Here is a 12,945-nt window from a genome sequence, read left to right as displayed (position 1 = left end):
AACATGAAATTTAAAGGAATTATTTTCGATTTAGACGGAACTTTGGTCAACTCATTGCACGACATTTCAGATGCGATGAATAAAGTACTTACCGCTTTAAATTATCCTACACATACTTACGACACCTATCAATATTTTATAGGGAGCGGTTTACGAAATCTGGTTAGCCAAGCTTTACCCGCTACTAATAGTTCTGATGATGAAATCGAAAGTTGTTTTGAATGTATGGTTGATGAATATACTAAAATCTGTACGCTTAAAACAAAACCTTATGATGGAATTGTGGAGTTGTTAGAAAACCTGACTTCGCAAAACATTAAAATGGCAGTTTTCTCTAATAAAGCCGATGAATTGACGAAGAAAATAGCCTCAGAAATATTTCCAAATCATTTTGATACAGCGGTTGGTTTGAGTACAGAAGAACTTAAAAAACCAAATCCGTTTGAAGCAATCGAAATAAGCAAAAAATGGAATTTAAAACCCGAAGAAATTCTTTTTGTCGGCGATTCTGATATTGATATGAAAACCGCAGTAAATGCGAATATGTTTCCTGTTGGCGTTACTTGGGGTTATAGAACTGAAGAAGAATTGAAATATAGTGGAGCAAAAGTGGTAATTAATAATGCTTCTGAGTTAATCGAGATATTATAAATCGTGAATTCGTCATTACAAAAACAAATACTCGCAATCGCTTCGTTTTCTGAAAATGAAATCGGAATAATTGATTCTTTTTTTGAATATGAAAAGTTTACGGCTAAGGAATTCCTTTCTGAAATGGGAAAAATCAGCAATAAAATCTTTTTTATTGTTGAAGGTTTAGCGCGAGTTTATTATCTGAAAGATGGAAAAGAAATCACGACGTATCTAAGCTGTGATGAAGGTTTTATTGCTTCGTATTCCAGTTTTATCAATCAGACGCCATCTTTCGAAAATATTCAATGTATTGAAGATTGCGAAGTGCTTTCAATCACTTCCGAAAAAATGCAGTTTTTGTATAGTGAAATTCCAAATTGGGAACGTGTCGGAAGAATTCTCGCCGAGCAGAATTACCTATGTATGGCAGATCGCGTTTTAAAATTGCAGATGATTCCTGCCAAAGAAAAATACCAGACTTTTTTAGCTTCGGCTCCAGCCAAAATAATCCAGCGAACGCCTTTAATTTATATCGCTTCATTTCTCGGAATTACTCCAGAATCGCTTAGCAGAATCCGTCAGGATATTTCTTAACATTTATCAAGTGAGTTGAGAAACGGAATTCAAATCTTTGCCAAAAATAAAATTTGAAAAAGATGAAGAATATTGCCAAAGACGTTTACCAAATTCCATTATTTCCTAGAAATTCTATCAATTGTTATTTGATTGAAGATGTTTTAATTGACGCAGGAATCAGAACTTCTGCAAGTAAAATATTTAAAGCAATTAAAGACAAAACCGTAACCAAACATGCACTTACGCATGCACACGCCGATCATCAAGGAAGCTCCAAAGAAATCTGCGAAACCCTGAATATTCCGCTTTTATGCAGTGAACTTGATAAAGAATTTGCTGAAAACGGAAATGTAACTACAGAATACCAGAATCCGAATCATATTATTTCAAAACTTCAGAAAAAATTTTGGGCAGGAAGAGGACATTCTGTTTCTCAAACTTTAAAAGAAGGCGATCAAATTGGCGGGTTTACGGTTATTGAAACTCCTGGACATTCAAGAGGCCATTTGTCGTTTTTCAGAGAAAAAGATGGTGTTTTGATTGTGGGCGATGCCATGTTAAATATGGATTTGCTTACTACAAAGGTCGGCTTGCATGAACCTCCTCACCTATTCACAACAGATCAAGAAATCAATAGAAAATCGATACTAAAATTGACGTCATTACAACCTAAAATATTATGTTTTGGACATGGTCCTGTTTTATTTAATAATGGTGAATTAGAAAAATTCAAAAACTCGATTTTGTTTAATTAACAAGAATTTACAGATTCCGTAAGTTTTCGTTAAGACTATTCTAATAATTTTACTCTCAACTAATTAATCCTATATGAGAGTAAAATTACTTACTACAATTTCTATTTTCACTTACCAGATCAGCATTTCTCAAACCGAAAAAGTATTGAACGGAAAAGTGCTTTCGCAGAATATTCCGCTTAATAAAGTAGAAGTAATTAACAAGACAGCTCAAACCAGCACCAGAACAAATGAGCTTGGCGAATTTTCGATTCTGGTTCGTCCAAAAGACAGCCTGTTGTTTTTCTCAAAAGATTACTTTTTTAAAAGGCTTAAAATTTCTCAGGAAAATATAGATCAGAACAACATTGTGATAAATATGATTCTGAAACCTGAAGAATTGGATGAAGTTTTAATTACAAGTATAAAATTTCCAAAAATTAATACTCCCCAAGAAGTTTCAGACTCAATTGCGTTATTGAAAGCTTCTCAAAGTTTAGAAAAATATACTGGTGTATATGACGGATCTATTGCTAATGGAATGAATTTTATGGCAATGGGGAAAGGTCTTGTAGGCTTATTTAAGAAAGAAGATGCCACAAATAAAAAATCCAAAAAGAAAACTCCTGAATTAGACTTCAAAACATTTGCGGAATCAACTTGTCCATTAGATTTTTTTACCAAAGACTTAAAATTAACTCCTGATGAAAAAGCACTTTTTCTAGATTTCTGTGAGGCAGATCCGCAATCAAAAATTATTTTAAAACAGAAAAATTTACTTTATACAATGGACTTTTTAATTGCTAAAAACGAAGAATTTAAGAAGCTGAAATAGAAGTCTTGAAACAAAATCTATTTATTCAGCCACCAAATACTGGCATTTAAAACTGTCGCAAACCCAACCCAAGCTAGGTATGGAATAAGCAAATAACCTGCTGTTTTATTGATTTTGATAAATTTCAAATACGTTTCGTAAATCATCAGCCATAATAGGATAATTTCAATTAAAGCCAGCATCGGATTTTTTAATCCAAAGAATAAATATGACCAGATTGAATTTAAAATCAATTGAATAATAAAGAAAAGTAAAGCTTTTTTTACTTCTTCCGTATTTTCTTTTATTCTATCCCAAACCAAAGCAGCTGCAATTGCCATAAAAATATAAAGAACGGTCCAAACTGGCATGAAAATCCAATTTGGCGGATTAAAAACTGGTTTTTCTAAAGTTACATACCAAGTCTCAATACTTGGTCTTGTAACCAAACTTGCAGAATATCCTACTGTTAAACAAATTACTAAAGCTATAGCGATTTTTACGAACTTATTCATGATGTCAAATTTTGTAGTCAAAAATAAGTAAAAGAAAATTAAACCATATAAGTTCATTTTAGCAACACCTCCTTATAATTTCTTATATGACTTATATGGTGAAAAAATTATCCCTTTCAGGGTGAAAAAACTATCTTTGCCAAAATTTTATAATTCATGTTAACAGCAGCTGATTTTATACCAAATCCATATACTTCAACAATCGAGAACGGAAACTTTGAATGGAGCGCTCCAAGCAACATTGCCTTAGTAAAATACTGGGGAAAAAAAGACAACCAAATTCCGGCAAATCCTTCTGTTAGTTTTACGCTTAATAACTGTAAAACAATTACGAAATTGGCTTTTTCTAAAAATGAAAATCAAGGAAACTTTTCTTTTGATTTGCTTTTTGAAGGAAAACCAAAAGAAGATTTCAAGCCAAAGATTCAGAAGTTTTTAGAAAGAGTTGAGGTTTATCTGCCGTTTTTAAAGGATTATCATTTTACGATTGATACTCAGAATACATTTCCGCACAGTTCTGGAATTGCTTCTTCTGCATCTGGAATGGCGGCTTTGGCTATGAATTTTATGAGTCTGGAAAAATTGCTGAATCCAGAAATGACAGAAGATTATTTCTATCAAAAAGCTTCATTTTTGGCTCGTTTAGGTTCAGGAAGTGCCTGCCGAAGCGTAAAAGGAGATGTGGTCGTTTGGGGAAATCAAGCCAATATCAAAGGAAGCACTGATTTATTTGGTGTTGAATTTCCGTATACGATTCACGAAAATTTCAAGAATTATCAAGATACTATTCTATTAGTTGATAAAGGCGAAAAACAAGTTTCGAGTACGGTCGGGCACGATTTAATGCACAATCACCCATACGCTGAAAGACGTTTTGCACAAGCACACGAAAATCTGGATAAATTAATCGCCATTTTTGAAAGTGGAGACTTAGACGAATTCATCAAAGTTGTAGAAAGTGAAGCCTTGACTTTACATGCTATGATGATGACATCAATGCCGTATTTTATTTTGATGAAACCAAATACGCTGCAAATCATTAACGCAATCTGGAAATTCAGAAATGAAACCCAGATTCCAGTTTGTTTTACACTAGATGCTGGAGCAAACGTTCATGTACTTTATCCTGAAAACGTTGCAACGAAAGTACTCGAATTTATTCAAGACGAATTAGTTGTATTTTGTCAGAATAGTCAATACATTTGCGACAAAATTGGAGATGGTGCAATTGCATTGTAATTTTGCTTATCTTTATATTATAATACATATTTTTTTAAGTCAGAACATGAATACTGCAGCTATAAAACTTTACGATTTATTTAGAAAAGAACTTAATCTTGATGAAAGTAAGGCTAAGGAATTTGTTGACAGAACTATCAGCGAGGAAATTAGACAAGACAAAAATGAAATTGTAGATGCAAAAAATGACATGATAAAATGGTTAGTTGGCTTATTTTTTGCTTTAGCCATGATGATTATTGGATTATATATTAAAGGTTAAAAAACAACAAAAAAACTTCTGGTTAAATAAAAAAAGACATAAAATAAATCATGAAAGGACCCTTATTTTACTCAAAAATATTACTCTTTGGAGAATACGGAATCATCCGCGACTCTAAAGGACTTTCTATTCCTTATAATTTTTATAATGGTGCTTTGAAAAAAAGCGAAGAACCTACAGAAGAAGCTATTGCTTCTAACAGAAGTTTAAGAAGTTTTGCGGCTTATCTTGAAGTGCTGCATACACAACAGCCAGAATTGGTTACTTTCGATTTAGAAACTTTAAAAAATGATGTTGAAACTGGAATGTATTTCGATTCTAGCATTCCACAAGGATATGGCGTTGGAAGCAGCGGCGCTCTTGTTGCTGCTATTTATGACAAATATGCTACAAACAAAATCACTGTACTAGAAAATCTGACTCGCGAAAAATTATTACACCTAAAAAATATATTCTCTCAAATGGAAAGCTTTTTCCACGGAAAAAGTTCTGGTTTAGACCCTTTAAACAGCTATTTGAGCATTCCTATCCTAATCAATTCAAAAGATAATATTGAAGCAACTGGAATTCCAACTCAAAGTTTTGATGGAAAAGGCGCTGTATTTTTGTTAGACTCAGGAATTGTTGGAGAAACTGCTCCAATGGTTAGCATTTTTATGGAAAACTTAAAAGATAAAGGTTTCCGCGCGATGCTTAAAAATCAGTTTGTAAAATATACTGATGCCTGCGTTGAAAACTTCCTGCATGGCGATATGAAGTCTTTGTTTACCAATACCAAAAAGCTTTCTAAAGTGGTTCTGAATCACTTTAAACCCATGATTCCTGAACAATTTCATGGAATCTGGCAACACGGAATTGACTCTAACGATTATTATCTAAAACTTTGCGGTTCTGGAGGCGGTGGCTATATTCTTGGTTTTACTGAAGATTTAGAACGCGCAAAAGCAGCCTTGAAAGACTATAAATTAGAAGTCGTTTACCAGTTTTAATGCTTTAAAACCAGAAATTATTTGAGTAGATTTCCATAAGTTTTCATCCTAAAAAGTTATTTATTATGAAAAGTATTTTTAAAATAATGAAAGCAACTTTTTTAGGAGGAATTCTCTTTTTAGCACCATTGGTTGTACTGCTTATTATTCTGGAAAAAGGTTATGGCATTATTCAAAAAATCACGCTTCCGTTGGCAAAGCATCTTCCTAGAATACATGTTTTAGGAATTGCGCTTCAGGAGCTTGTTGGAATCATAATTATAATTGTAATTTGCTTTTTAGCTGGCTTATTGGCTAAATCTGCTCAAGCAAAAAAACTCATTCAGAGATTAGAAGATGGCATTTTAAGCTTTGTCCCAGGATATTCATTTATGAAAAATATGAATGAAAGCATTATGGGTCTTGAATCTAAGGATGATCTAAAAGTAATCTTGGTTCCAACAGATGCTGGATTGCAATTTGCTTTTTTAATTGAAGAGATAAACGAAGACAAATTTGCTGTTTTTATTCCAGATGCACCAAACCCATGGAGCGGATCTGTAGTTTTCGTTGAAAAGAAAGACATTACAGATATTGATATTTCTCAAAAACAAGCTTTGGCCTGCATTAGGAAATTAGGATTCGGTTCTAAAATTTTATTAAAAAATAAGCTTTAATTCTTCTAGAAAAAATAATAGCCTTAAATTACCACTCTAAAAACTATAACCCATAAGAAATGCTGAGCAGACAAAATAAACTTTTAATAATGAAAATTGTTAGTTTGTTCTCTGTCGTTAGAGGTTATAACATTCCAATAATCGTTTTAGCACAATACTTGTCGGCAATTTTTATACTGGCACCAGAAATTAGAGCACTAGATATTCTGTTGGATTTTTATTTGTTTTTAATTGTTTTTGCTTCAGCTATCACAATTGCATCGGGTTATATTATCAATAATTTTTACGACAGCCAGAAAGACTTAATAAACAGACCCAACAAATCTATGCTGGATCGTTTAGTGAGTCAGAAAACAAAACTGAATGTTTATTTTGGATTGAATTTCTTGGCAGTTTTAATGGCAGGAATTGTTTCTTGGCGTGCTTTTTTATTCTTTTCTGCGTATATTTTCATGATTTGGTTTTATTCGCATAAAATTAAAAAGTACCCAATTATCGGAAATCTAATGTCGGCATTGCTGGCTGTCACTCCATTTTTTGCCATTTTGCTGTACTTCTACAATAAAATTTCGTTTGAAGAAATTGAAAATCACATGAGTCATTTTGTTGTGATTTCTGCACATGCTGTTTTCTTATTTCTGCTTTTATTGATTCGCGAAATGATAAAAGATCTTGAAAACCTGAAAGGCGATTTAGTGACCGATTACAGAACCATTCCTGTTTTGTATGGCGAAAAAATTTCTAAACAAATTATTACGGCTTTGACTTTTTTAACCATTGTGCCAGTGTATGTTTTGGTTAATATACATGACGTGGGTTATATGGATATTTATTTTTATGTCTGTTTTGGAGTTTTACTTTTTTTCCTGATTTATTTATGGAAGTCCAATTCTAAAGAGCAGTTTCTAAAGCTTCATAATGTTTTAAAATTCCTTATTGTTTCGGGTGTTTTCTGCATTGTCCTAATTAATCCTAGTGTTTTATGGCACGGAAAGGAATTGATTTCTAATTACTAAGTTTTTTATTCCGCAGCGATATGCGAAGATTTCTCACAGAGACACACCAAGATCTTTGCGATACTTTGTGCCAACTTTGTGAATCTCTGCGAAATAACTAAAGCTATAAAAAGAAATCAATCGTATTGCTTCTAATCTATCTAAAAATCAGTGCTATTAATCTAAGAACATTGAACTTAAGATTTATTAGCAGGAAAAAACTATCTTTGCACAAATTAATGATTCTATGAACAATAAGGAAGGCAATAATAAAAGAGGCGGATCGAGACCAAACAGCTCACGATCAAACTCTAACAAGCCAAAACCTGCTTTACCAAAACGCGCGCAGGGACCGAAAAAAGTAAAACCTGAAGTAAAAGCAGCTCAAGAAGCAGCCGCTGAAAAATTCAGAAAACAAAATCAGCCGGCAAAGAGACAAAAAGCTTCAGATGAAATTCGTCTGAACAAATACATTTCTAATTCTGGTGTTTGTTCACGTCGTGATGCCGATATTTACATTCAGTCTGGAAATGTAAAAGTTAATGGTAAGGTGGTTACTGAAATGGGATATTTGGTAAAATTGAATGATGTTGTAAACTTTGACGGCCTTACTCTAACTCCAGAAAAGAAAGAATATATCTTATTGAATAAGCCTAAAAACTTTACGACTGCGCTTGACGAAGGTCAGGAATATCGTAACGTTCTAGAGCTAGTTCGCGGCGCTACAAACGCAAAAATTGCTCCTATCGGAAGAATGGACAAGAACACAACCGGTTTGTTATTATTTACAAATGACACCGATATGATTCGTAAATTTACTTTGCCGAATCAAAAATCGTCTAAGATTTACCAAGTCTCTTTAGACAAAAACTTAAAATTTGAAGATTTAGAAAAAATCAGCAAAGGTCTTGTTCTTGACGGACACCGCGTTTTTGTTGAAGAAGTAAGCTATATCGATAATGAGCCAAAAAGCGAAGTTGGCCTTAAATTGCGTACTGCTAACGTAAAGGTGGTGCGTGCTATTTTTGAATCGTTTGATTATAATGTATTACGAATTGACCGTGTTTCATTTGCCGGACTGACCAAAAAGAATCTTCCTCGTGGAAATTGGCGCTTTTTGACCGATCAAGAAATTATCAATTTGAAAAACATGTAATTGTTTTTCAAATTAAATCATAAATGAATCCTGTTTTCCTTCTTGAAAATGGGATTTTTTATTTTTAAAAACTAAAAAAATTATGTCCGAAAAGGGTAAAAATAGATCTTCCGATAGATTGGTTTTTGTCTTCTACTGTTTCGTAATTTGAAAAACCTAGGATGATTTTGATTCCGGGAGGAATGCTGTTTAAAATATCTCTTTTTTGATCTTCCAAAAGGAGTTTTAAACTTTCTATTAATTGAAGATTGTATCTTAAGTAAGACATTACAAGTAATGCTGAAAAGTTAAGTATTTCTCGGGCTGTTTCGCTTTTTATACCCACTTCGTTAGAAACCATTTCTGAAATTCTGCCTTTTTTATTAGAAAACAATTCTTTCAGCAATACATTTCCTTCTAAACGGTAGCAGTCGTCGACTGATAAAATTCTGCCTGCATTAAAATCTACTTCTTGGTAAAAAGTGGAATCTTCTTGGATTAGCGAGACAATTTCGGAGTAAAAATCAGATTCTTCTGCTTTGTTGTAGAGTCCCATTAGAATTGTGCCGATCGAGACATCTATTCCCTTGATTAAAAGTGCATCATTTTCAAAATAAAACTTGTTTAACTTGGAGACAACATTAGAAGAAATAAAGCGTCTAAGTTCAATTTGTAGGTTTGGGGTCATACTCATAACTTAAAAAATGATTATTTATACTTATTTAAAATAACCGATAAAGTGAGGCTTTTCATCGATTATCGTGATAAAAATATAAAATATTTTAACATTTCCAAAAATTAAGTTAAAAATTTAGGTAGTCGATTTTCAAGCATTTAGCCCTAAAAAACAAGGAAATGAGGAAATATAAAGCTTGACGTAACGTATAAGATATAAAAAATATTTTTAAAATTTTAAGAGTTTTTTTCAAAAAACCAAAAATATAAGAAAAAGCTTAAAGTCAAAATTACCATTTAGAAAATAAGCAGCCTATTTTGCCAAAGTATAGTCAGAAAAATCCCGAGATAAATTACTGAAAAAAAGAAATTCACAAAACTCGAAGCCAAGAATCCTAGAACAGAACCTGTAGCCGCTTTTAGCGCTCGTTTGTGATTTTGAGAATCGTATAATAATTCGCCAACAAGCGCCCCTACAAACGGGCCAATAATAATTCCAAACGGAATTGGTGCTAGAATGCCGACAATCAATCCAATATTTGTTCCCCAGATTCCATAAGAACTGCCTCCAAACTTTTTGGTTCCCTTAGATGGAATCACGTAATCTAAAATGGTAATCGTTACCATCAAAACAAAAGTGATTCCCAGAACCCAATAATTGTTTTCTACCGCTTTGGTTAGATACAGCAATAATAGTCCTACCCAACAGCTTGACAATCCTGGTAAAACAGGAAGAAAACTCCCAAAAACGCCAACAATTACACATATAAACCCTAAGAGAACTAAAAGTAAATCCATATCTTTTTTATCAATTTATTTTTACAAATTACTACTTTATTTTTTTTCGTACAAACCTTAAAATATGTATCTTTAAAGTATGAAGATGCCATAAACCTCGGCAAGCTTCACAAAAAAAATTGTATTTTTGTTCATTCATTCAATTTTAAAACTTTGAGGCAGTTTTTCCCTTTTTTTATTTGTATTCTTTTCCATTCTTGTCAATATTTTGAGAAGCAGGTTCCGTCTGAAAAAGAATTACTTCAAAAAGAGTTAAAATCAATCAACTGGAAAGAAGTTGATGAATATCCTTCTGTTCCTAACTGCGAAAAAATTGCCGATAAAAAACTTCGTCAGCAATGTTTTTTTGAAGTCATGTCAAGCCTTATCCAAGAAAAATTAAACGTAGATACTCTATCTATATTATACCCAGAATTGGACACGATCGAAGTAAAAGTAACTGTTTTTCCAAATTCAACCATGAAGTTTGAACCTCAGTTTCCTAAAGATTCTGTAGCGTATGACACCATAAAAATCGACAGCATTCTGCATGCTCGCTTAGTCGATTTCCCAAAAGTAAATCCAGCTATAAAGCGTGGAATTCCAGTAAAAACACAATTTATTTTACCTGTTATTCTAAAAGCAAAAGACGATAAATAGTTTTATAAGGAGCTAATTCCTGCTGTCCGCTATATCTTTCGCTTTTTAAAGAAAAAAGCAAAAGGATGTCGCTCCCATCAGGGCTAGGGCACTCTATTTCAAAAGAAATTATTTTTTAAACTGACGATCTTTCCATTCATAAGAACCAAACAAACTATAAAGGGCAACAGTCGAACTAAAAAACGGATACAGCAAACTACTCAATAAAAGGCTTTTTATTCTGGTTTTAGTCAAAAATTGATTGGTTATTGAAAGTAAAACATAATCAATTGCAAACTTTAAAAAAGCAAAAAGCACAAAAATCGGATAAGACCAAATTCCTAAAAGAAGAAAGAAAAATCCAAAAACAAAACTCAAATTTCCGAAGAAAACAATCAGACCTAAGAATTTACCAAAAGTGCTTTTATATGAGGTTGTTTTGGCCGCCCAGCGCACTCTTTGATGAAATAATGCTTTCCAATTTTCGGTTGGTTTTGTAACGACAATTGCTTCGTCAGCTTTTAGATACTGAACTTCTTTTGGAAATTTTTCAATTGCTTTCTGCAGTAAAAAAACATCATCTCCGCTAGCGATTTTTTCATTTCCATCAAAGCCATTCAGTCTATCAAACAGTGATTTTGTGTACGCCAAATTGGCTCCGTTACACATAAAACCTTTATTCAAACCAAAACTTCCAATGGTTGCGCCTTGCAAACTTGTCAAGTCTAATTGCTGAAAATGATCTAAAAAAGAATTTTCACATTGATACCTTACAGCACCAGCTAACATCGAAACTTTGTTCTCCTGAATGTAATTATCAAAGGCCAAAAGCCAATTTTTCAGAACAATGCAATCAGCATCTGTGGTAATAACCCAATCGGTTTTTACATGTTGCATTGCCGTTGTAATCGCGTCCTTTTTTGGAGAATTTGAAATCCGAATATTATCGATTATCGAAACTTGAAACCTGAAACTTGAAACCTGAAACTTTTCATTTGAAGAATCATCAACCAAAATCACTTCAAATAAATCTCTCGGATAATTTAAGTTTGAAAAACTCTCTAAAAGTATAGGTAGATTTTCTTTTTCATTTCGAAACGGAACTATAATCGTAAAACTAGTTTGCGGTTTTAAATCCGTTATTTGATATTTCTTCACTTTAAAAAAACCATAAATCAGCAAAGAAATGCTACTAATATAAATGGTTAATATTGCGAACAATCCAAAAATCATTCTGCTGTTTTGGTTTTAAAATTCAGTACAAAATAACTTCCTAAAACTACTGGCAACACGACATTTAAAAACCACATTAAAGTGCTGATGAAAATTACAATCCATTCGTTTACACCCAAAATTCCAAAGAAATAAATCGCAACACTTCCTTTCACCGCAAAATCTAAAAACTGAAAAGTTGGCAATGACGAAGCCAAAAAGTAAACCGAAGTTATCGCAGCCATTAAAGTCAAGTAAGGCAAATCGACATCAAAACCTAAAAACAAAAAGTAATATTGATGCGAAAAAACCAAATAACGGCAGATTCCCAAAAAGAGATTTTTCTGATGAACCGATTTCGGAATTTCGTTGATTTTATGAATCAGTTTTTCTATCGAATATCCTTTAACTTTTATTTTTTTAATGGAGAATAACAGAATCAAAATCAGCATAAATCCGCCAAAGAGAATAAGAACTGCTTTGGTTGTAATTACATCAAATTCAGCGTTAAAATACAATAATCCGAAAATTCCAAAAATGATGGTTAGAATCATTTGGATTCCGTTGCAAATCAGGTTTAAAAAAACAACTCTCTTGGCTTCAGATTTTGCATAATACAATGCTTTTCCAGCATACTCACCTACTCCATTTGGCGTAAAAATTCCAGCTGTCAATGCCGCTAAAACCTGTTTTGTGGCTTCGTAAACTGATATTTTATGAATAACCTGCGCAAGATTCTGCCACTTTAAAATTTCGAAATAACGATTCAAAACGCTCAAAAGTAAAATAAACGAAATCCCTAAAACCGACTGATTTTTCTTGAACAAGACAATAAACTTCTGCCAGTCTAATTTGTCGTTGTTAGCCAGCTGATTGTAAATAAAATAAAATGCGCCGCCAACAATCAAAAGTTTGGCCAGAAGAACTAGGAATTGCTTAGCTTTGTGAGGAATTGAAATCATGCCGCAAAAGTAATCAATTTGAAAATGTGGCAATTTGAAAATGAGAAAATGAATTGTTTGATTTTCAAAAAACTTGAAACTTCAAACCTGAAACAAAAAAAATTGACACAAGAACGCATCATATTTGTTTTT

16 protein-coding genes are annotated in these 12,945 nt (G+C 32.8%); 11 read left to right on the top strand and 5 right to left on the bottom strand.

What is annotated here, in order from left to right:
• The first annotated feature begins 3 nt into the window (after window positions 1-3).
• The 4 genes from GR162_RS01885 (at window position 4) to GR162_RS01870 (ending at window position 2,778) form a co-directional block, all read left to right on the top strand.
• Entirely contained in the window at window positions 4-651 is a 648-nt protein-coding gene (locus GR162_RS01885; protein ID WP_160780781.1) for an HAD family hydrolase, read from the top strand.
• A 3-nt stretch (window positions 652-654) separates the two neighbouring features.
• On the top strand, window positions 655-1,227 hold the full coding sequence (locus GR162_RS01880) for a Crp/Fnr family transcriptional regulator (protein ID WP_160780780.1): 573 nt from the start codon (window positions 655-657) through the stop codon (window positions 1,225-1,227).
• Between the two features lie 62 nt (window positions 1,228-1,289).
• Window positions 1,290-1,964, top strand: coding sequence for an MBL fold metallo-hydrolase (locus tag GR162_RS01875; protein WP_160780779.1), 675 nt, complete (start codon window positions 1,290-1,292; stop codon window positions 1,962-1,964).
• A 73-nt stretch (window positions 1,965-2,037) separates the two neighbouring features.
• Window positions 2,038-2,778, top strand: coding sequence for a hypothetical protein (locus GR162_RS01870; protein WP_160780778.1), 741 nt, complete (start codon window positions 2,038-2,040; stop codon window positions 2,776-2,778).
• Window positions 2,779-2,795: 17 nt separating this feature from the next.
• On the opposite strand, the gene GR162_RS01865 is transcribed toward GR162_RS01870, so the two are convergent.
• A complete protein-coding gene (locus GR162_RS01865; RefSeq protein ID WP_160780777.1) occupies window positions 2,796-3,272 on the bottom strand; it encodes a TspO/MBR family protein in 477 nt (158 codons plus the stop codon).
• Window positions 3,273-3,428: 156 nt separating this feature from the next.
• Between GR162_RS01865 and GR162_RS01860 the strand changes: the two genes are divergently transcribed.
• The 6 genes from GR162_RS01860 (at window position 3,429) to GR162_RS01840 (ending at window position 8,569) form a co-directional block, all read left to right on the top strand.
• The gene (locus tag GR162_RS01860) at window positions 3,429-4,511 is read left to right on the top strand and encodes a diphosphomevalonate/mevalonate 3,5-bisphosphate decarboxylase family protein (protein WP_160780776.1); all 1,083 of its coding nucleotides are present in this window, start codon (window positions 3,429-3,431) and stop codon (window positions 4,509-4,511) included.
• A gap of 46 nt (window positions 4,512-4,557) precedes the next feature.
• Window positions 4,558-4,773: a hypothetical protein gene (locus GR162_RS22100; protein WP_202393901.1), complete on the top strand. Its 216-nt coding sequence runs from the start codon at window positions 4,558-4,560 to the stop codon at window positions 4,771-4,773.
• A 50-nt stretch (window positions 4,774-4,823) separates the two neighbouring features.
• Window positions 4,824-5,762 (top strand): mevalonate kinase, encoded by a 939-nt coding sequence (locus tag GR162_RS01855; protein WP_008466414.1) that lies wholly within the window; start codon window positions 4,824-4,826, stop codon window positions 5,760-5,762.
• Between the two features lie 65 nt (window positions 5,763-5,827).
• Window positions 5,828-6,418 carry a DUF502 domain-containing protein gene (locus GR162_RS01850; RefSeq protein ID WP_160780775.1) on the top strand — a complete coding sequence of 197 codons (591 nt, stop codon included), beginning with the start codon at window positions 5,828-5,830 and terminating at the stop codon, window positions 6,416-6,418.
• Between the two features lie 59 nt (window positions 6,419-6,477).
• A complete protein-coding gene (locus GR162_RS01845) occupies window positions 6,478-7,434 on the top strand; it encodes a geranylgeranylglycerol-phosphate geranylgeranyltransferase (RefSeq protein ID WP_160780774.1) in 957 nt (318 codons plus the stop codon).
• 226 nt (window positions 7,435-7,660) lie between these two features.
• A complete protein-coding gene (locus GR162_RS01840) occupies window positions 7,661-8,569 on the top strand; it encodes a pseudouridine synthase (protein ID WP_160780773.1) in 909 nt (302 codons plus the stop codon).
• Window positions 8,570-8,633: 64 nt separating this feature from the next.
• On the opposite strand, the gene GR162_RS01835 is transcribed toward GR162_RS01840, so the two are convergent.
• Both GR162_RS01835 and GR162_RS01830 read right to left on the bottom strand, forming a co-directional pair.
• Window positions 8,634-9,236: a DUF937 domain-containing protein gene (locus GR162_RS01835; RefSeq protein WP_008466405.1), complete on the bottom strand. Its 603-nt coding sequence runs from the start codon at window positions 9,234-9,236 to the stop codon at window positions 8,634-8,636.
• 284 nt (window positions 9,237-9,520) lie between these two features.
• On the bottom strand, window positions 9,521-10,021 hold the full coding sequence (locus tag GR162_RS01830) for a DUF456 domain-containing protein (RefSeq protein WP_160780772.1): 501 nt from the start codon (window positions 10,019-10,021) through the stop codon (window positions 9,521-9,523).
• A 153-nt stretch (window positions 10,022-10,174) separates the two neighbouring features.
• Here GR162_RS01830 and GR162_RS01825 point away from each other — a divergent pair, with 153 nt between their 5' ends.
• On the top strand, window positions 10,175-10,660 hold the full coding sequence (locus tag GR162_RS01825; protein WP_160780771.1) for a hypothetical protein: 486 nt from the start codon (window positions 10,175-10,177) through the stop codon (window positions 10,658-10,660).
• A 108-nt stretch (window positions 10,661-10,768) separates the two neighbouring features.
• On the opposite strand, the gene GR162_RS01820 is transcribed toward GR162_RS01825, so the two are convergent.
• Window positions 10,769-11,872, bottom strand: coding sequence for a glycosyltransferase (locus GR162_RS01820; protein ID WP_160780770.1), 1,104 nt, complete (start codon window positions 11,870-11,872; stop codon window positions 10,769-10,771).
• Window positions 11,869-12,813, bottom strand: coding sequence for a lysylphosphatidylglycerol synthase domain-containing protein (locus GR162_RS01815; RefSeq protein ID WP_160780769.1), 945 nt, complete (start codon window positions 12,811-12,813; stop codon window positions 11,869-11,871). The genes GR162_RS01820 and GR162_RS01815 overlap by 4 nt, the downstream gene beginning before the upstream one ends.
• Window positions 12,814-12,945: the final 132 nt, after the last annotated feature.

Origin of the sequence: Flavobacterium sp. HBTb2-11-1 (assembly GCF_009826975.1) — a bacterium.
In the GTDB taxonomy this organism is placed as follows: domain Bacteria; phylum Bacteroidota; class Bacteroidia; order Flavobacteriales; family Flavobacteriaceae; genus Flavobacterium.
This window is presented reverse-complemented; position numbering and strand designations above follow the sequence as displayed.

Coding starts and splice junctions, on each gene's coding strand:
- GR162_RS01885 (WP_160780781.1), top strand. CDS start 4: ATGAAATTTAAAGGAATTATTTTCGATTTAGACGGAACTTTGGTCAAC.
- GR162_RS01875 (WP_160780779.1), top strand. CDS start 1,290: ATGAAGAATATTGCCAAAGACGTTTACCAAATTCCATTATTTCCTAGA.
- GR162_RS01870 (WP_160780778.1), top strand. CDS start 2,038: ATGAGAGTAAAATTACTTACTACAATTTCTATTTTCACTTACCAGATC.
- GR162_RS01865 (WP_160780777.1), bottom strand. CDS start 3,272: ATGAATAAGTTCGTAAAAATCGCTATAGCTTTAGTAATTTGTTTAACA.
- GR162_RS01860 (WP_160780776.1), top strand. CDS start 3,429: ATGTTAACAGCAGCTGATTTTATACCAAATCCATATACTTCAACAATC.
- GR162_RS22100 (WP_202393901.1), top strand. CDS start 4,558: ATGAATACTGCAGCTATAAAACTTTACGATTTATTTAGAAAAGAACTT.
- GR162_RS01855 (WP_008466414.1), top strand. CDS start 4,824: ATGAAAGGACCCTTATTTTACTCAAAAATATTACTCTTTGGAGAATAC.
- GR162_RS01850 (WP_160780775.1), top strand. CDS start 5,828: ATGAAAAGTATTTTTAAAATAATGAAAGCAACTTTTTTAGGAGGAATT.
- GR162_RS01845 (WP_160780774.1), top strand. CDS start 6,478: ATGCTGAGCAGACAAAATAAACTTTTAATAATGAAAATTGTTAGTTTG.
- GR162_RS01840 (WP_160780773.1), top strand. CDS start 7,661: ATGAACAATAAGGAAGGCAATAATAAAAGAGGCGGATCGAGACCAAAC.
- GR162_RS01835 (WP_008466405.1), bottom strand. CDS start 9,236: ATGACCCCAAACCTACAAATTGAACTTAGACGCTTTATTTCTTCTAAT.
- GR162_RS01830 (WP_160780772.1), bottom strand. CDS start 10,021: ATGGATTTACTTTTAGTTCTCTTAGGGTTTATATGTGTAATTGTTGGC.
- GR162_RS01820 (WP_160780770.1), bottom strand. CDS start 11,872: ATGATTTTTGGATTGTTCGCAATATTAACCATTTATATTAGTAGCATT.
- GR162_RS01815 (WP_160780769.1), bottom strand. CDS start 12,813: ATGATTTCAATTCCTCACAAAGCTAAGCAATTCCTAGTTCTTCTGGCC.